We start from the raw sequence: 18511 nt of genomic DNA on the forward strand, positions 1-18511 counted from the left end.
CAATCAAGGAGAGAGAAATGAGAAAGAATGTTGGCCACTCGCTCAGAAAAAGCGTGGCAGCATTGGCAGTGGCTGTAGTGTTGCTACCGTCAACCGTAGCCGCTCAATCACTTGAGCAAGCCGTGGCATCCGCACTGGATACTCATCCTCAGATCAGGCAGGCTTTTAATCGTTTCAAAGCAAGCGAAGAACTCATTAACCAGGCTGAATCCGGTTACTACCCAACCATCGATTTTGATGCAGGCATTGGTAGGGAGTGGACAGAAAGTCCATCTACACGCCGTGACTCTGCTCAATATGGTGTAGACGAAGAAGTTGAACTCACACGAAGGGAAATAGGTGTTTCGCTGCGTCAGGTGTTATTCAATGGCTTCCAGACAACGAACGAAGTTGAACGTTCAGAGTTCGAAGCAAGCGCTGACCAATGGGCTCTATTCTCTTCCGCGGAAGATTTGGCTCTCGAAGTCACCCGTGCGTATCTTGAATTCCTTCGTGCAAAGCAAATTGTTGAGTTAGCAGAACGCAACCTAGAAAGTCACCAGATCATTTTTGATCAAGTTAAGCATAAAACGGATTCTGGTCTCGGCTCTACCGCCGATCTCTCTCAGGTAACCGGACGCTTGGCTCGATCACACTCAAACCTGATTTCGGCACAAAATAACCTGTCTGATGCGCGTATCGTTTATCAGAAACTGGTGAATACAACACCAGACGACCTGCGTATCCCAGTTGCCGATGCGCTCATGCTTCCTGAGAATCTAGCCCAGGCTCTGGATATGGCAAAAGCAAGCCATCCTACGCTGAAATCGGCAAATAATGACATTCAGGCAGCCACTGCTCAACGTGACGCGGCAAAAGGTAACTATTACCCACAGGTCACTTTCGATCTTTCTGCGAGTTGGGATGATAACCTTGATGGAAACGACGGCACCACGGCAACCCCCTTTGACTCTCCAGCAGACGTAGGTGGTAACAGTGACGAAGTGCTCGCTATGGTTCGCCTGAACTACAACCTATTTTCCGGTGGTGCCGATCGCGCGCGTGAAAGAGAGGCGGCTTACAGCATCAACGAATCAAAGGCAATTCAACAAGAAGCCTACCGCGATATCGTTGAAGGCACGACATTGGCGTGGAATGCTCGAGACTTTCTGAAACAACAGATGCAATACCTTCGCCAGCATGTCGAGGCTTCCATTGAAACCCGCAACGCTTATGAAGATCAGTTCAAATTGGGTCAACGCACCCTGATCGACGTTTTGGACTCAGAAAACGAGCTATTCCAGGCTCGTCGTGAGTATCTCACTGCGGAATATGATGACCTGATAGCTCAATACCGATTGCTTAACGCAACGGGCCAGTTACTTGAATCCCTAAGAATCACCACACCGGAAATTTGGAAAGGTGAAGATAACTACAAAGGAGGTGTCCAATCATGAAAAAACTTCTTATCGCTCTTCCTATGCTAGTTCTGGCAGGATGCTCTTCACAAGAAGTTATCACGATGCAAGATAGCTCTGTACAGGTGAATGACCTTCGTGATCTCGATTACGATGGTGTTATTGAAGCACGTGAGCAATGTTCGGAAACACTGTCAGGTGCATCAGTGAACAATGATGGATGCCCTCGCGATAAAACCGTACAGCAAAGCTTCCGCTTAGATGTGAAGTTCGCTAACGATTCCTCTGATTTGCGCCCCAGTAATTATGCGAAGCTCGAACAACTAGCAGCCTTCTTAAGTGACCAAACAGATGCCAATGTCACAATAGAAGGCCACGCAAGTAAAGTCGGCAACCCGCAGTACAACCTTGCACTTTCTCAACGCAGAGCCGATGCCGTTGCTAAAGCGCTGATTGAGGACTTTGGCATCCCCGCCTCTCGTGTTGAAGCCATTGGTTTTGGTGACACAGTCCTATTGCTCGATGAAGACTCTGAGTACGCCCACGAAACCAATCGACGGGTTATGGCAACACTGTCTGGCAGCTACAGCACCACGGACATGCGTTGGCATATATTCACTGCAGACTAACGTGACCAGCCGGCACCCTGTGGTGTCGGCTTTTTATAAACACATTTCACGAGAGCCAATATGTTCAAGAACCGTCTTTCATTGCTCAGTATCTACCTGACAAGTGTATTGGTGGTCGCGCTATCCTCATTTGCGTACTTATCGAACAGCATATCCCAACAGCAATTGGCGCTGGAAAATAGAGCTTCTCATCTAGAAACGAAGTTGCAAGGGATTTTGCCGAAGTTTATCGCTTACTATGATACCGAATCCGTCGGTAAAATAGCGGGAGCCGTATTATCAGCCGAAGTCAGGCAGATAACTATTACGGACCAAGTGACATCAGAACAAGGGACATGGTCAACACCTTCAGAAGAAGCCAATCCAACTTGGTTTAACAACATCCTTTCGGTCAAGCCAATAGAGTTAACAAGCCCACTGATCCATGAAGGTAGAAATATCGCTTCGCTAAATTTACGCTTCGCTCCTGACTTAGCAAATAAAGCAGTCGCAAAAGATCTCTTTGCCTTTATCACATTGTTTTCAATATCTGCTGGTGTATTACTCGCTTTGTTCACCTTTACCTTGAGCCGAAACCAAAAGGCAGTACAAAAAGCAGCCAGCGCTTTGGATCGACTCTCTGAGCAAGACTTCTCTGTAAATCAGCTTAACCAAATGTCAGGGATAAAGAGACTGGACAATTCAATCAATAACCTCTCTTCTCATATTCAGCGAATGATCCAGTCTCTTCACAAAGAACTGAAAACCCTCAACAACGGCATGATGTATGATGCTGCATCAGGGTTACCAAACCGTCAGTTTTTTATCCATCAACTCAACAGCTGGATGGGTGATGATGAAGGTGTGCCAGGGGCTGTGGTGATCGCTAACATGAGTTGGCTTGATACCATTTATCGTCGTTATGGCTATGCCGCTCGTGACGAAACCTGGCGTTTACTGTCCACTTCTTTGCAATCAGCATTCAGCGCTCAACCAAATATCTGTGTGGCGCGCATCAGCGAAACCGAAATTGCGCTAATCCTCCCAGAATGCAGTGAAGAACAAAGCCGCAACGGCCTTCATACACTGATTAGTACCCTCAATAATGAAGTTACCATGGCAGGGTTTGAGACCAATGAAGGTTTCCATGTTGGTGTGGTACATGGTCATGGTCTACCAGGTACTCAACTGTTGTCCTTGGCGGATAACGCACTTCAACGCGCCATCAGACACCATGAAGTGTTCGTGTTTAACCGTGGTTCAGAAGAGCAGGTCATCGACCGCGAAACCTGGCGCTCTTTGTTGGATAATGCGCTCAAGAAAAAAGCGGTTCGACTCCTCTCCCAGCCGGTTTATTGCTTATTTGGAGACACAACCGAGCCACTGCATAGTGAAGTGTTTACCCAAGCTAACATTGAAGGAACCTGGCAATCCGGCGGAAGATTGATACCCTATATCCAGCTATTTGAGAAAGGCGTGGAGTTTGATCGTGTGGTGGTCGAACAGTTGGTAAATCTTCATGAAATTAAGCCTATCACCCAGCCTTTAGCCTTAAACCTGACCGATGACAGTCTTGAAAACCGACAATTTATCAGTTGGCTTCAGAATTTGCTGAAAAGTGAACTCCCAGCGGAAAATATTTGCTTTGAGATCAGTGAAGCTAGTGCACGCAATAACCTCACGGCATGTATCAGCTTCAGTGAAGCAGTCAGACAAACAGGGGCAACAATTGGTATCGATCACTTCGGACGCTATTTACAGGAGGTCGAATATCTTTCGGTGTTGAAGCCGGGTTATGTCAAGCTGGATCAGGCGCTTAGCCAAAATCAGAATGCACAGAACCGCGTCTTTACGGAAACGCTGGCCAATATCGCGGATTCACAAAACATTACTGTGATTGCCACCGGCGTGAAAGACGATGAAAGCAAGGCGAAGATCAATGCTGATTTCATCGGCGCTTATCAAGGTTTTATTCATCCACCAGTGCCAATAACTCCTTCTGAGCAAACCGCATAATGAAGAGAACCCGCTGCAGCGGGTTCTCTTTTAAGGGCGGCTGGGCGATTTATTCGAACCAGCAACTCATGATCAGAGCATCTTCCCTGCCAGATGCCGTCGGGTAGTAATCATACCGACGGTCAAACTCGTTAAATCCCAAAGCTTCATAAAGTCTGATAGCTGATTGATTGCTCTCACGCACTTCTAACCAGGCCTCTTCCCCACCCGCTTCGCGCATGCAATCAAGAAATGCCTGAAGAAGCTGCTTACCATGTCCTTTTCCTTGAAACTCGGGGCAAACAGCAATATTCAACAATGAGGCTTCGCCTGCAACACATTGGGCAAAGAAGTAGCCAATCAGTTGATTATCTATAACCAATACGCGGTTACAGCCAAACTTGGCTTCTGGTTTTCTAAGCAGGCTTTCAGCCCAGGGGTGGCTGTGTGCGGTTTGTTCAATACGCACGACTTCGTCCAGCCATTGGCTTTCCATCGGAAGGATTTCAGGATTCATATCGCTTTATCTGCTGCCAAAGTTGTTTCTTGGCAAGTTGATCATTGTCGAGTACGGCGAGTGAAGGTGACGTTAACATCATCACCCCGTCAATATCTGTTTGTTGAGTACCTGCAAACCAACACCAATCCAGCTGGTGCTTTCCAAGCAAATTAACTGCCTGCGGCGGAAGATAAAGGGCCTGTTCAACAGATAATTTCATGCTGGCAAGCACCTTACTGAATAGCCAAGCTTCCTGTTCACTGGGCTGAGCATCACACACCAGCAGCAGTTTACAATGTTCAGGCAGAGAAACAGGCTGAGGGGCTAAGTCGGGATAGCACTCAGGTCGTCGGATATCCCATACCTTGATCCCCATTTCCTTCAGTCTTTGTAAATCGTTCATGCCGCTTTCACTCACTCTGCTGTGTGTATAAATGCTATCAAAGGCCAAGAGTAAACAACACAAAGAAAAAGAGCTGCTACCGCAGCCCTTAGTGTTTTTAGGGTACATTGGAATGATCTACAGCGCATCAAACTCTTGGCAATAAGCCACTTCACCACACGCTTCGTCAAATACTCCTGGCGTAAATTCAAACGCCATAAAGGCCTTTGCAGGTACATCCCATTTACAGCTAAGGCCAAAATCCGCAGCTGGCTTAAAACCAAATCGGCTGTAGTAAGCCGGGTCGCCCAGCACCACACAAGCGGGATAACCAAACTCGTTCAGCGTATCAAATCCTTCACGGACGAGCTGGGCCGCAATCCCCTGTTGACGATAACCGGGATGCACACACAAAGGCGCTAAACCTTGAACGCCAGTATCGGTTTCACCAACCAGCACCGGGCTGAACATTAGGTGTCCAACCACTTCGCCATCATCATTACACGCCACCAGCGACAAGGTGTTATGGCCATTCTCACGCAGCGCACGGACCAAAGCAGCTTCTGCCTCGGTCGGAAATACGTTTTTCAGCAGTCTATCAATGGCCAGCTGATCAGCCAGCGCTTCAGATCTTATGAGCATATTGGGCCTCGTTGACATTGGGTGTCGATTGTAGCCCTTTTTGTACGAAATCTGCCAATGTAAATAGTGCCTTGTGCAATCCAGAAGGCAGTGAATCTAAGTCGACGCTATCCATCAGGTTTTTCACTTCCAGTCCCAGTTCAGTATCGCCTTCGATCAATAATCGACGCTGGAAGAACAGAGTGTCTGGATCTTCCTTGCGTGCTGCGATGAGGATCAGGTCATTGAGATCACCGCTAAATCGCACATCTGCATTGTCGATATGGCTACGTACTATCAGTTTTTCATCTTCAAAGCTGATAAAGCTCTTCATATCAATATCGCGAACATGCACTTCGAGCCAGCGGTTTTCGAGAAACTCAAACTCACCATCATCCAAAGCTTCATGGAAAACGTGCTTCAACGTTTCAAGCATCACTTTTTGCTGAATAGAAGCGGGAAGGAGCTTAACAGGAAAGCGCAGAAAATTAGGTGCCTGCTGCACCAGAGTTGCATGGAGTTTGTCGAACAAAGTGGTGTTCCAATATGAATAAGCCAAAAGTAATCGACATTTTATGACACTGCTCGCGTGTTTTTTCATGCCCTGAGTCAAAAAACAAAGCTCTTTCCCATAAAGGTTTAACGTTACGCTCTCACATTATATAGTGTTGTCTCAATTATGGAGTTGAATTTAGATAAAGCTTTACGAGCTACAATGTATGGTGCCTAAATGCCAGTTGAGCAGTTGACCTATTGGTTTTCAAGTCTTACTCAAAACAGTCCGTTTCTCTTTGCCGTTCTCGATAAAAATCACCAATACCTCTGGGTGAGCCAGCGCTATTGTGAAATCAGCGGTCTGGATCAAGAAGAACTGGTGGGAAAACAGGATAGGGAAATTCTTGGCTCCAATTTTTATGAAGCACTAAAGCCTCACTATATGCGAGCTTTTGATGGCGAAGCGTCGGAAGGTGAGATCATATTGAATGATGGTGTTCATGATTCGAGCTTCCACTTCAGCGTCACGCCACTGACCAATAGCGAATGGGCAGATGGCGCTGTGATTTTCCATGCTGCTGATACCTCGGAGCGACAGGTACTCACCAGCGCCTTGGAATCATCAGAAAGCCGTTTTGACAACCTTTGTCAGTTGGTTGGCGATGGGTGTTGCGTGCTGGACGGCGGTATTATTCTGAGTGCTAACCACCATGCGGTGAAACTTCTGGGATTCGACAACCAGAATGAAATTCTTGGCGAGGACATCGAAAACCTTTTGGTGCCATCGGTGAAAGGGCAATCTGTTGTCACTTCATTGACCTTGCTAAAGCCAGGTCAACAACTGGTTTGCCAGACAAAAGGCGCTGGCGACAATCAGCCACCAATTAATATTTCTTACGGCTCTATCAGCCTGCTTGGCGGCAGTGGTGCTCTCATTACGCTCTCCCGCACGGGGGTAGTCTCCGATCACAAGCAAACCATCGAGAAGCTGGCACAGTTTGATGCTCTAACCGGACTTTACAATCGCCATGGTTTCTCACGGCGCCTGGAGCAGCTCATCAAAAGCAATACGCCGCTTCTGATGTTCTATCTTGATGTCGATAATTTCAAAAATATCAACGACTCCCTCGGACACCACATTGGTGACCGCGTCTTGCAGGACATCGCACAACGTCTCCGTAAACAACTTCCTTCCGATACTATTTTAGGTCACCTTGGCGGCGATGAATTCGCGGTTTTACTCCCCGAGCCAAGTAGCCCTGATGTTGCTGAAGAACTATCACAGTGCATCGTAGACGTCATTCGTCAGCCGTTCGACCTCTACCATTTCAGTAAGTACCTCGCCTGCTCTATTGGGATGGTGAAATTCCCAGGTGACGGTAAGGATGCGCGCAGCCTGCTTCAGAATGCCGATACCGCGATGTACGAAGCCAAAGAACAAGGCCGCAACCGCGTAGTGACCTACAACCAGCACATGAACAAAGAAGCGCGCATGCGTTTATGGCTAGAAATTGAGCTCCAAAAAGCGCTGCAAAACAATGGGCTGGAAGTCTGGTACCAACCCAAGGTCAACGCCAAAGACTACACCATCAATGGTGCTGAAGCGCTGGTGCGCTGGAAACACCCAGTGGAGGGTTACATCAGCCCAGGGCGCTTTATTCCAGTCGCTGAGCGCTCCGGTATGATTGAGCTGCTGGGTCGCAATGTGATGCGAGAAGTCTTCCAAACCGTCCGTCGCTGGCAAAATATGAAAGTACTGCCGGGCCGAGTGGCCATCAACCTGTCACCACAGCAGTTTCGTAACCCGAACCTAACCTCGCACATGAAAAAGCTGCAAGCAGCAACCCAAACCGATCCGTCACTGATCACTTTCGAGCTGACAGAAAGTGCGGTGATGAACGATGGCGTGCATGCTATCCAGATGCTGAATGCCATCAAGGAGCTGGGCTTCTCACTGTCGATTGATGATTTTGGTACCGGCTACTCCTCTCTGTCATATCTTGCCAAGTTCCCGCTTGATGAGATTAAGATTGACCGCGCCTTTATCTGCGATATGGAGACCTTCCCCAAGCAGGTTACCTTGATTGAAAATATCATCAATCTGGGCCGCTCGCTGAACATGTCCGTGGTGGCGGAAGGCGTGGAATCCGGTAAGCAGGCCAGTGTGCTTGCCAATCTGAAGTGCGACACGATTCAGGGGTTTCACTTCTATAAACCGATGCCACGTGAAGAATTTGAAGCCTTACTGATTAATAACCGCAAAGCGAAAATCGCGTCTTAACAACGCGGAAAAACACAAATACCACAGAGGCGCCATCAGCGCCTCTTTCTATCTCTCGTCCGTTTGTTGGCGCTAACCTGCCTTACATCAAAACCCTCTCCCCAAACTCTGCCTACAATTCAGGGCTTATCAAGACCATCACCCGAAACAGTAACCAGCCTGATGCTGACCACACAATGTGGGGAGAAATATGGAATTGCTTTGCCCAGCAGGTAACCTTCCTGCTCTGAAAACCGCCATCGATAATGGTGCGGATGCGGTATACATTGGATTTAAAGACGGCACCAATGCCCGTCACTTTGCAGGTCTGAACTTTGACGGAAAGAAGCTGGAAAAAGCCGTTTCTTACGTTCACGACCGCAAGAAACATATCCATGTTGCGCTTAACACTTTTGCGCATCCTGATGGCTTTCAACGCTGGATAGATGCGATGGATGCTGCGGTGGATCTTGGCGTTGATGCACTGATCATCGCCGATCTTGCTGTACTTGATTATGCCGCCACAAAACATCCTGACATGGAAATTCACCTATCGGTGCAGGCATCAGCCACCAACAGTGCCGCCATCCAGTTCTATAAAGATCACTTCAATGTTAAGCGTGTTGTGTTGCCGCGCGTGCTTTCCATGCATCAGGTAAAACAACTGTCTCGCACCACAGACGTGGATTTGGAAGTGTTCGCGTTCGGCAGCCTGTGCATAATGTCAGAGGGGCGCTGCTACCTATCCTCATACCTGACAGGTGAATCGCCGAACACCGTCGGCGCATGTTCACCCGCTAAATACGTTCGCTGGCAGGAAACCGCGGAAGGCTTAGAATCGCGTCTGAATGATATTCTGATCGATCGTTACCAAACCGGCGAAAACGCAGGCTACCCTACGCTGTGTAAAGGCCGTTTTGTCACCAACGGTGAGCCCTTCCACGCGCTGGAAGAGCCCACCAGCCTAAACACCCTGTCGATTCTGCCTGAGCTGTTTGAAGCAAACATCGCGTCAGTGAAAATCGAAGGCCGTCAGCGCAGCCCTGCCTATGTTGAGCAGGTCACCCGCACCTGGCGTCAGGCTATCGACAGCTATCAACGCAATCCGGGCAGTTATCAGGTACAGCCTCAATGGAACCAGTGCCTGGACAGCGTTTCCGAAGGTACACAGACCACCCTTGGCGCTTATCACCGTAAATGGCAGTAAAAGAGACTCCTATGAAATACTCACTTGGCCCACTCCTCTACTTCTGGCCAAAAAACCATGTTGAAACCTTCTATCAAAAAGCAGTGATGAGCGATGCCGACATCATTTATCTCGGTGAAACAGTATGCTCCAAGCGACGTGAGATTCGCCCCGCAGACTGGATGAACTTGGCTCGCGAGCTGGCATCCAGCGGCAAACAAGTCGCACTTTCCACCATGGCGCTGCTGGAAGCGCCAAGTGAAGTAAAAGTGATGCAGACCTACATCGACAATGGTGAATTCATTGTTGAAGCCAATGATGTCTCTGCCATACAACTGGCCTATGAAAAAGGTCTTTCCTTTGTCGCAGGGCCTGCACTTAACCTTTATAACGCACAGGCACTTCAAGTGATGCTGAAAAAAGGTATGACCCGCTGGTGTATGCCTGTTGAGTTATCACGCGAATGGCTGCACAAAGTGCTAACGGAAGCTGAGGCGGCGGGGATTCGCGATAAATTTGAGGTGGAAGTCTTCTCTTACGGCAATCTGCCACTGGCCTATTCCGCCCGCTGTTTCAGCGCACGTGCTGAGAACCGTCCAAAGGATAAATGCGAGACCTGCTGTATCAATTATCCGCAAGGTCTTGAAGTAAAAAGTCAGGAAAACCAGTCTTTGTTTACCCTGAACGGTATCCAGACCCAGTCCGGCTATTGCTATGACCTGAGCGCAGATACTGCATCGATGGAAGGCTTGGTGGATGTCGTTCGCATCAGTCCGCAAAGCGAAGCAGCGCTGGATGTGCTTGCTGGCTTTAAACGCGGAGAGTCAGGCTTTGCACCGAAAAGTCACTTCTGCAATGGTTACTGGCACAGTATTGAAGGGATGGCGACACAGCTTTAAGCCGCCTGCAAAAACGAAGAAGCCGCAAACGCGGCTTTTCTTTGTCTAACAACCATCATGTAGATGGCGGGTGACTCAGATCGTAAGCGATACGGCTCAACTCCAACATGGAGTAGCGGTGCTCAACGAAATCATACACATTGCCAGACATTGCCAGCTTATAAAGGGCCACTGCAGAGTTGATATCTCCCTGCGCCTGATAACGCTTGGCGAGGTAGAAGTAACCTTCACAGAGTCTTTCCGCGAGCTGGGCATTGTCGGTGCTGGTATTCATCACTTCACGGAAGAAAGCATCTTCACTGATGTCGTCCAGGTACATTCTTGCCAGCAACCACCCCCAATCAAGTTTGTCTGAGTGATCATAACGCGCTCTCAGCCCTTGCTGCGCTTTTTCCTGACCATCTTTTTCCAACTCGGCGAGGTATAGCCACAATGCGCGATAGGCGTCATTCTCGTTATCAGCGTAATGCTTGAGCAGATCGCGGACAGCCAGTTCGTAACGACCACCGTAATACAAAGCAATACCACGGTTCCGCTCAGCAGACTGGTGCTGCTCATTCAGTTCAAGGCTGGAATCGAAAGCTTCATAGGCAGCATCATACATGCCGCTTTGGGTGAAATAGACACCTAGGATGTTAAACACATCCGGCTGCGCTGGGTTATAAGAAAGTGAACGGTTGAAATCCAGACGAGCCAGATCACGAAGTCCCAGACTGTCATTGATCAGGCCACGCTCGTAGAAAAGCTGTGCCCTGTCTTTTTCGGTTAAATCATCACGCAGTAAAATCTGGTCAATTCGCGCCAGCTGCACTTCCTGCTGCGTGGTTGGCTGCAGCGGTACCGCCATTGGCAGCATATGCCAAGGCTGGTTATTATTCACCGAATTGCCCGAGGTCGCACAGCCTGATAACAGCAATACAGAACCTAGAACTGTCAGTAGCAGCCAGTTAAGTTTTCGCATTAGCGCTTCTCTCCTTAATCCCCAAATCACTTGCGTTCGAATAAAACACCACACAACGAGCTTCGAGTGTAAAACAAAAAGGGGGCATTGCCCCCTTTGTTATACCGTGTTTCACGCTAAAGCGTAAACCGTTATGCGTCAGCTTCTGGCTGTGCGTCAGTTTCTGAAGCTTCCGGCGCTTGCTCTACCGCTTCTTTCATTGACAGGCGGATACGACCCTGACGGTCGATTTCCAGAACCTTAACCTGAACTTCCTGACCCATTTCCACGTAGTCAGACACTTTCTCGATGCGCTTATCAGCCACTTGAGAAATGTGTACCAGGCCTTCTTTAGTGCCGATAACAGACACGAAGCAACCGAAGTCTACGATACGGGTGACTTTACCAGTGTAGATACGACCCACTTCCACTTCTGCAGTCAGCGCTTCGATGCGCGCGATAGCCGCTTTCGCTTTCTCGCCGTCGGTTGCTGCGATCTTCACAGTGCCGTCGTCTTCAATTTCGATAGTGGTTTCTGTTTCTTCAGTCAGCGCACGGATAACCGCACCGCCTTTACCGATAACATCTTTGATCTTCTCTGGGTTGATCTTGATGGTATGGATACGTGGCGCGAACTCAGAGATATCTTCACGTGCAGAAGAAATGGCCTGATCCATCACGCTCAGGATGTGCAGACGCGCACCTTTTGCTTGGTTCAGAGCAATTTGCATGATCTCTTTGGTGATACCTTCGATCTTGATGTCCATCTGCAGTGCAGTCACACCATCGTCAGTACCCGCTACTTTGAAGTCCATGTCGCCCAGGTGGTCTTCGTCACCTAGGATGTCAGACAGAACAACAAAGTCTTCGCCTTCTTTCACAAGACCCATCGCGATACCCGCAACAGATTTCTTGATCGGCACACCTGCGTCCATCAGCGCCAGCGATGAACCACATACAGAAGCCATAGAAGAAGAACCGTTAGATTCAGTGATTTCAGATACTACGCGAACTGTATATGGGAATTCTTCCTGAGATGGCATCACTGACTGGATACCACGCTTCGCCAGTTTACCGTGGCCGATTTCACGACGCTTAGGAGAGCCAACAAAGCCAGTCTCACCCACACAGTATGGAGGGAAGTTGTAGTGGAACAGGAAGTTATCTGTTGTTTCACCAGTGATTGAGTCGATGATTTGCGCATCACGCTGAGTACCCAGAGTTGCCGTTACCAGCGCCTGAGTTTCACCACGAGTGAACAGAGACGAACCATGGGTACGTGGCAGAACGCCAGTACGAACGTCCAGTGCACGAACCATGTCTTTCTCACGGCCGTCGATACGTGGTTCACCAGCAATGATGCGGCTACGTACTACGTTCTTCTCAAGGCTGTAAAGCATACCTTGGATTTCACGTGCGTCCAGCGTCTCGTCTTGCTCAAGCAGTTGCTCTTTCACGCTTGACTTGATTTCACCAACACGGTCGTAACGCGCCATTTTTTCAGTGATTTGGTACGCTTCGGTGAATTGTGCTTCAGCCAGTTCAGCAACACGCGCTTTCAGCTCGGTGTTTACCTCTGGTGCAGTCCAATCCCAAGCTGGAGTAGCAACTTCTGCTGCAAACTCGTTGATAGCTTGAATAACCACTTGCTGTTGATCGTGACCGAACACAACTGCTTGCAGCATTTGCTCTTCCGACAGGCGGTCAGCTTCTGATTCAACCATCAGAACCGCACCTTCAGTACCAGCAACAACCAGATCCAGACGGCTGTTCTCAAGCTCAGTGTTGCTTGGGTTCAGTACCAACTCATCGTTGATGAAACCAACACGCGCCGCACCGATTGGGCCGTTGAATGGGATGCCTGAAATCGCCAGCGCTGCAGAAGTACCAATCATGGTCACGATGTCTGGGCTAACGTTCGGGTTTACAGAAACCACAGTCGCGATAACTTGCACTTCGTTTTTGAAGTTGTCAGGGAACAGCGGACGGATTGGACGGTCTATCAGACGCGCAGTCAGGGTTTCGCCTTCAGAAGGACGACCTTCACGCTTGAAGAAACCACCTGGGATTTTACCTGCCGCGTAAGTACGCTCTTGGTAGTTCACAGTCAGAGGGAAGAAGTCTTGACCTTCAACCGCTTCTTTTTTACCAACAACAGAAACGAATACCGAAGTATCGTCCATGCTAACCATAACTGCAGCAGTCGCCTGGCGAGCCATTACGCCAGTTTCCAAAGTTACGGTGTGGTTACCGTACTGGAACGTTTTTACGATTGGATTCACGATAGATTCCTTGTAGTTGTGCGCGAATACGCGCGGTTTTACTTTTCTTTCAAAGGTCTCACCAATCGCGACTAATGAGAAAGTTTTCGCCTTGGCTGGAAAGCTCTCTCAATAGTCGCGGCCTGATGGTCGACTTCGTTGACTGTGAGTCCGATGAAAGCGCCAACATTATACACGGCTACACGATGAACGGTAACGTGAGACCGAAAGTTTCGTGCGTAAATGCCACAAAAATCTACGGATGCTGGCGGTTTACCCTCAACCGTCTCAAGGGACGTTACATTAAGTTAACGCACCGAAGGCTAAGCCTAGTCGAAGGGAGGGCGTTTCGGGGAGCAAAAACGAGAAAAGGAGCCACGAGGGCTCCTTTTCGGAATGCGATACTTAAAAGCCAAAGGCTTATTAGCGGCGCAGACCCAGACGCTTGATCAGCTCCAGGTAACGGTCAGCATCTTTACCTTTCAGGTAGTCAAGAAGCTTACGACGGCGAGAAACCATGCGCAGCAGACCGCGACGGCTGTGGTGGTCACCTTTGTGCTCAGCGAAGTGGCCTTGCAGGTGGTTGATAGAAGCAGTCAGCAGAGCTACTTGTACTTCTGGAGAACCAGTGTCGTTTGCGCCTTGCGCGTATTCAGCAACGATTGCTGCTTTAGTTTCTGCATTCAGAGACATAGTCTTTTCCTAAATGTAAAAGGTTTTAATTTGTGTCAGCCAATCTCTGATTCAGCCGACACCCGAGGCGGCGAATTCTACAGCGATTCCCAACATAAGGCAACCGCTGTAGGCTTCACCACGCGATAAATTTATACGTCGTGCGTACGCACCAAACGGCGCGGCTTCAACATGCCCTCAGCATCGATTTCACCGACACCGATAAAGGTATTGTCTTCACCCATGGTCACACGGACGACTTCGCCTTCTGCTGGCGCGTTTGGGATTTGAACCGCCTGGCCTTGCAGTGCGTAACTCGCCACCACTGGCAGAAGGTTCACTTCACGCAAATCCTGTACCGCAGTATCCAGTGGCAGAAGCAGTGGATCCAGCAACTCACGTGGCTGGATGTCTTGCTCACGGGCTTGTTCAAGCAGCGCTTCCAGTTGCTCAAGCGTCACCATTTTCTCATATGGGTAGCCTGAAACGCCGGTGCGACGCAGCATAGTCACGTGTGCACCACAGCCCAGTATTTCGCCCAGATCGTCAACGATGGTACGGATGTACGTGCCTTTAGAGCAATGGACTTCCATCTCTACTTCCTGGCCTTCAAAGCGCAGCAGTGAGATTTCGTACACGGTGATCTTACGGGCTTCACGCGGTACTTCGATGCCTTTGCGGGCATATTCGTAAAGCGGCTTACCTTCGTACTTCAATGCTGAGAACATTGAAGGAACCTGCATGGTTTCACCGCGAAACGACGCAATGCTGCGCTCCAGATCGCCCAAGTTCACTTTCACTTCACGGGTTTCGACCACTTCACCGTCAGAATCTGAGGTGTTCGTACGCTCACCAAGTTTGGCAATCACACGGTAGCGTTTGTCAGAATCGAGAAGGAACTGTGAAAACTTGGTCGCTTCACCGAAGCAAATTGGCAGCATACCGGTTGCCAGTGGATCCAACGCACCGGTGTGGCCTGCTTTTTCAGCGAAGTAGATGTTTTTTACTTTCTGTAGCGCGGCGTTCGATGTAATGCCTGTCGGCTTATCCAGCAGGATAATGCCGTCGACAGGGCGTCCGCGACGACGAGGACGGCGACCCATTACTCTTCTTCTCCGTTTTCATCCACACGACGTTCTTCGTCTGATTTCACTGCTTGAGATACCAGATTGGAGATACGCATACCTTCCGTCAGTGATTCATCAAAGAAGAAAGTAATTTCAGGTGTCACACGCAGACGAATCGCTTTGCCCAACAGGCTTCGGATGTAGCCAGTCGCTTCTTGAAGCGCTTCCAGGCCACCTTGCGGGGTTTGCTCACCCATAGTCAGGAAAGTCACGAATACTTTTGCGTAAGCCAGGTCACGGGACACTTCTACGCCGGATACTGTGACCATACCAATGCGTGGGTCTTTAATTTCGCGTTGCAGGATCAGGGCAATTTCTTTTTGCAGCTGCTGCGACACGCGTTGAGTGCGGCTAAATTCTTTTGCCATAACGCTCTTCTCTCATAAGAAATGGGGGGAAAGTGCTGAGCACTTCCCCCCATGGTGTTTATAAACAACCTGTTACAGTCGGTTATTATTCGATAGTACGTTTCACTTCGACGATTTCGAATACTTCGATTTGGTCGCCTACACGTACATCGTTGTAGTTCTTAACGCCGATACCACACTCGTAACCTTTCGCCACTTCTTGTACATCGTCTTTAAAGCGACGCAGTGACTCAAGTTCACCTTCGTAGATAACCACGTTATCGCGCAGTACGCGGATTGGGTTGTTACGCTTGATGGTACCTTCAGTAACCATACAGCCTGCGATTGCGCCCAGTTTCGGTGACTTAAACACGTCACGTACTTCTGCCAGACCCATGATTTCTTGTTTGAACTCAGGCGCCAGCATGCCGCTCATCGCTTGCTTCACTTCGTCGATCAGTGCGTAAATCACTGAGTAGTAACGAAGATCCAGGCTTTCAGTGTCGATAGTCTTACGTGCAGATGCATCAGCACGTACGTTAAAGCCAACCAGAATCGCGTTAGATGCTGCTGCCAGTACTGCGTCAGTTTCAGTGATTGCACCCACACCAGAGCCAACAATCTTCACTTTCACTTCGTCAGTAGACAGTTTCACCAGTGAGTCAGCGATAGCTTCAACCGAACCTTGTACGTCTGCTTTCAGAACGATGTTCAGCTCAGACACTTCGCCTTCAGCCATGTTAGAGAACATGTTCTCCAGTTTGGCTTTCTGCTGGCGAGCCAGTTTCACGTCGCGGAACTTGCCTTGGCGGTAGAGTGCAACTTCCCGTGCTTTACGCTCGTCACGCACAACAGTCGCTTCGTCACCCGCTTGAGGAACACCTGACAGACCCAGGATTTCCACAGGAATAGAAGGACCCGCTTCTTCAATCTCTTTACCGTTCTCGTCGCGCATCGCACGAACACGGCCATATTCCAGACCACACAGAACGATATCGCCACGCTTCAACGTACCTTCCTGAACCAGAACAGTTGCTACTGGACCACGGCCTTTATCCAGACGTGATTCAACAACTACACCACTCGCCATGCCGTCACGAATTGCTTCAAGTTCCAGAACTTCTGATTGCAGCAGGATAGCTTCCAGTAGCGCATCAATGTTAAGGCCTTGCTTCGCAGAAACGTGAACAAACATGTTCTCGCCGCCCCAGTCTTCCGGGATAACGTTGTGCTGTGCCAGCTCATTCTTCACTTGGTCTGGGTTAGCCGCTTCTTTGTCGATCTTGTTCACTGCAACAATCAGAGGAACTTCAGCCGCTTTCGCGTGCTGGATTGCCTCGATAGTCTGTGGCATTACGCCATCGTCTGCAGCAACAACAAGAACAACGATGTCCGTTGCTTTCGCACCACGAGCACGCATAGACGTAAACGCTGCGTGTCCTGGAGTATCCAGGAAGGTGATCATGCCGTTGTCGGTTTCTACGTGGTATGCACCGATATGCTGGGTAATACCGCCCGCTTCGCCCGATGCAACGTGCGCTTTACGGATGTAATCCAGCAGCGACGTCTTACCATGGTCAACGTGACCCATAATGGTAACAACCGGTGCGCGTGGTTCACGAACAGCATCGCCGTCACGATCTGACAGTACCGCCTCTTCCAACTCGTTTTCTTTGCGAAGAACAACCTTATGGCCCATTTCTTCAGCAACCAGTTGTGCGGTTTCCTGATCGATAACCTGGTTGATGGTTGCCATCGCACCCATCTTCATCATGGCCTTGATCACTTCAGTCGCTTTAACCGCCATCTTGTTTGCCAGTTCAGCAACAGTGATGGTTTCGCCGATTTCAACATCACGGGTCACTTTCTGCGCAGGTTTCTGGAAACCGTGCTGCATTGAGGTTGGCTTGGCCATACGGCCTTTAATCTTGCCACCCTTACCACCACGCGGACGAGAAGATGAAGTGTCATCTTTCTCTTGTGCTGATTTTTTCTTCTTACGACGACGTGGTGCAGCTTCTTGACGGCGATCTGCCTCATCTTCTGCTTCACGAGCATATTTCGACGTCGTGGTGTGGTGATCAGCTGTTTCCATTACTTCAACAGCAGCTGCGTCTTGTTGACTCCAGCGCTCTTCATTCAATTCTGCCATTTTGCGTGCCTCTTCTAGCTGGCGCTGACTTTCTTCTTCAGCTTTACGCTTGGCTTCCTCTTCCTGGCGACGCTTGAGTTCATCAGCTTCTTTCTTTGCTTGCGCCTCAGCTGCTTCACGAGCTGCAGTTTCTTCTGCAGTTTCGTTGGAAGCTTTTGCTTTCTCAGCCGCAATACGTGCTTTTTCTTCTGCTTCACGCTTGGCCTTCTCTTCAGCCTCGCGTTTTGCTTTCTCTTCAACTTCACGTTTCGCTGCTTCTTCAGCCTCACGACGTGCCTTTTCCTCGGCTTCGCGTTGTGCTGCTTCTTCAGCTTCACGTTGTGCAACTTCCTGAGCTACACGCTGTTCTTCCAGTTCACTGCGCTTCACGTAGGTGCGTTTTTTGCGTACTTCTACCTGAACATCCTTACTCTTTCCGCCAGCACCAGAAACACTCAATGTGCTGCGTTTTTTGCGCTGTAACGTCAGTCGAGTGGGAGCGCTACCATCATCACCATGCTCACGCTTGAGGTGAGACAGCAAGGTTTGTTTCTCATCTTGGCTTACATTGTCGTCTGCCGATTTCTGAATGCCTGCATCTTGAAATTGCTTCAGCAAACGTTCTACCGGCGTATCAATTTCGCTCGCCAGTGCTTTAACTGTAACCTCTGACATTCTGCTCCTCCTTTGC

Annotated in this window: 16 protein-coding genes; 6 read left to right on the forward strand and 10 right to left on the reverse strand. The window is 49.3% G+C overall.

Annotated elements, in window-relative coordinates:
* The first annotated feature begins 17 nt into the window (after nucleotides 1-17).
* From VP504_RS08050 to VP504_RS08060, 3 genes are read left to right on the forward strand one after another with little or no spacing between them, the layout of a single operon-like run.
* Complete coding sequence (locus VP504_RS08050) at nucleotides 18-1436, forward strand: TolC family outer membrane protein (RefSeq protein WP_325893775.1); 1419 nt, start codon at nucleotides 18-20, stop codon at nucleotides 1434-1436.
* Nucleotides 1433-2026 carry an OmpA family protein gene (locus VP504_RS08055; RefSeq protein WP_325893776.1) on the forward strand — a complete coding sequence of 198 codons (594 nt, stop codon included), beginning with the start codon at nucleotides 1433-1435 and terminating at the stop codon, nucleotides 2024-2026. The genes VP504_RS08050 and VP504_RS08055 overlap by 4 nt, the downstream gene beginning before the upstream one ends.
* A 60-nt stretch (nucleotides 2027-2086) precedes the next feature.
* The gene (locus VP504_RS08060) at nucleotides 2087-4021 is read left to right on the forward strand and encodes an EAL domain-containing protein (protein WP_325893777.1); all 1935 of its coding nucleotides are present in this window, start codon (nucleotides 2087-2089) and stop codon (nucleotides 4019-4021) included.
* Between the two features lie 49 nt (nucleotides 4022-4070).
* Here VP504_RS08060 and rimI read toward each other — a convergent pair whose 3' ends face one another.
* The 4 genes from rimI to ubiT form a co-directional block, all read right to left on the reverse strand.
* Nucleotides 4071-4517 (reverse strand): ribosomal protein S18-alanine N-acetyltransferase, encoded by a 447-nt coding sequence (rimI, locus tag VP504_RS08065; RefSeq protein ID WP_325893778.1) that lies wholly within the window; start codon nucleotides 4515-4517, stop codon nucleotides 4071-4073.
* A complete protein-coding gene (locus VP504_RS08070) occupies nucleotides 4507-4902 on the reverse strand; it encodes a DNA polymerase III subunit psi (RefSeq protein ID WP_325893779.1) in 396 nt (131 codons plus the stop codon). The genes rimI and VP504_RS08070 overlap by 11 nt, the downstream gene beginning before the upstream one ends.
* 117 nt (nucleotides 4903-5019) lie before the next feature.
* Nucleotides 5020-5523 (reverse strand): GNAT family N-acetyltransferase, encoded by a 504-nt coding sequence (locus VP504_RS08075; protein ID WP_325893780.1) that lies wholly within the window; start codon nucleotides 5521-5523, stop codon nucleotides 5020-5022.
* Nucleotides 5507-6034: a ubiquinone anaerobic biosynthesis accessory factor UbiT gene (ubiT, locus tag VP504_RS08080; protein WP_325893781.1), complete on the reverse strand. Its 528-nt coding sequence runs from the start codon at nucleotides 6032-6034 to the stop codon at nucleotides 5507-5509. The genes VP504_RS08075 and ubiT overlap by 17 nt, the downstream gene beginning before the upstream one ends.
* Nucleotides 6035-6232: 198 nt before the next feature.
* Between ubiT and VP504_RS08085 the strand changes: the two genes are divergently transcribed.
* From VP504_RS08085 to VP504_RS08095, 3 genes are all read left to right on the forward strand, one after another.
* A complete protein-coding gene (locus VP504_RS08085; RefSeq protein WP_325893782.1) occupies nucleotides 6233-8278 on the forward strand; it encodes a sensor domain-containing protein in 2046 nt (681 codons plus the stop codon).
* Nucleotides 8279-8468: 190 nt separating this feature from the next.
* A complete protein-coding gene (gene ubiU, locus VP504_RS08090) occupies nucleotides 8469-9464 on the forward strand; it encodes a ubiquinone anaerobic biosynthesis protein UbiU (protein ID WP_325893784.1) in 996 nt (331 codons plus the stop codon).
* 11 nt (nucleotides 9465-9475) lie between these two features.
* The gene (locus VP504_RS08095) at nucleotides 9476-10342 is read left to right on the forward strand and encodes a U32 family peptidase (RefSeq protein WP_325893786.1); all 867 of its coding nucleotides are present in this window, start codon (nucleotides 9476-9478) and stop codon (nucleotides 10340-10342) included.
* Nucleotides 10343-10397: 55 nt separating this feature from the next.
* On the opposite strand, the gene nlpI is transcribed toward VP504_RS08095, so the two are convergent.
* The 6 genes from nlpI to infB form a co-directional block, all read right to left on the reverse strand.
* Nucleotides 10398-11303: a lipoprotein NlpI gene (gene nlpI / locus VP504_RS08100; RefSeq protein WP_325893787.1), complete on the reverse strand. Its 906-nt coding sequence runs from the start codon at nucleotides 11301-11303 to the stop codon at nucleotides 10398-10400.
* A 131-nt stretch (nucleotides 11304-11434) separates the two neighbouring features.
* The gene (gene pnp, locus VP504_RS08105; protein WP_325893789.1) at nucleotides 11435-13564 is read right to left on the reverse strand and encodes a polyribonucleotide nucleotidyltransferase; all 2130 of its coding nucleotides are present in this window, start codon (nucleotides 13562-13564) and stop codon (nucleotides 11435-11437) included.
* A gap of 402 nt (nucleotides 13565-13966) precedes the next feature.
* A complete protein-coding gene (rpsO, locus tag VP504_RS08110; protein WP_002540321.1) occupies nucleotides 13967-14236 on the reverse strand; it encodes a 30S ribosomal protein S15 in 270 nt (89 codons plus the stop codon).
* A 131-nt stretch (nucleotides 14237-14367) separates the two neighbouring features.
* Nucleotides 14368-15318, reverse strand: a complete 951-nt coding sequence (gene truB / locus VP504_RS08115) for a tRNA pseudouridine(55) synthase TruB (RefSeq protein WP_325893791.1) — start codon at nucleotides 15316-15318, stop codon at nucleotides 14368-14370.
* Nucleotides 15318-15710, reverse strand: a complete 393-nt coding sequence (gene rbfA, locus VP504_RS08120) for a 30S ribosome-binding factor RbfA (protein WP_002540323.1) — start codon at nucleotides 15708-15710, stop codon at nucleotides 15318-15320. The genes truB and rbfA overlap by 1 nt, the downstream gene beginning before the upstream one ends.
* An 85-nt stretch (nucleotides 15711-15795) precedes the next feature.
* Nucleotides 15796-18495: a translation initiation factor IF-2 gene (infB, locus tag VP504_RS08125; RefSeq protein ID WP_325893792.1), complete on the reverse strand. Its 2700-nt coding sequence runs from the start codon at nucleotides 18493-18495 to the stop codon at nucleotides 15796-15798.
* Nucleotides 18496-18511: the final 16 nt, after the last annotated feature.

The organism is Grimontia sp. NTOU-MAR1 (assembly GCF_035758505.1).
GTDB classification, from domain to species: domain Bacteria; phylum Pseudomonadota; class Gammaproteobacteria; order Enterobacterales; family Vibrionaceae; genus Enterovibrio; species Enterovibrio marinus.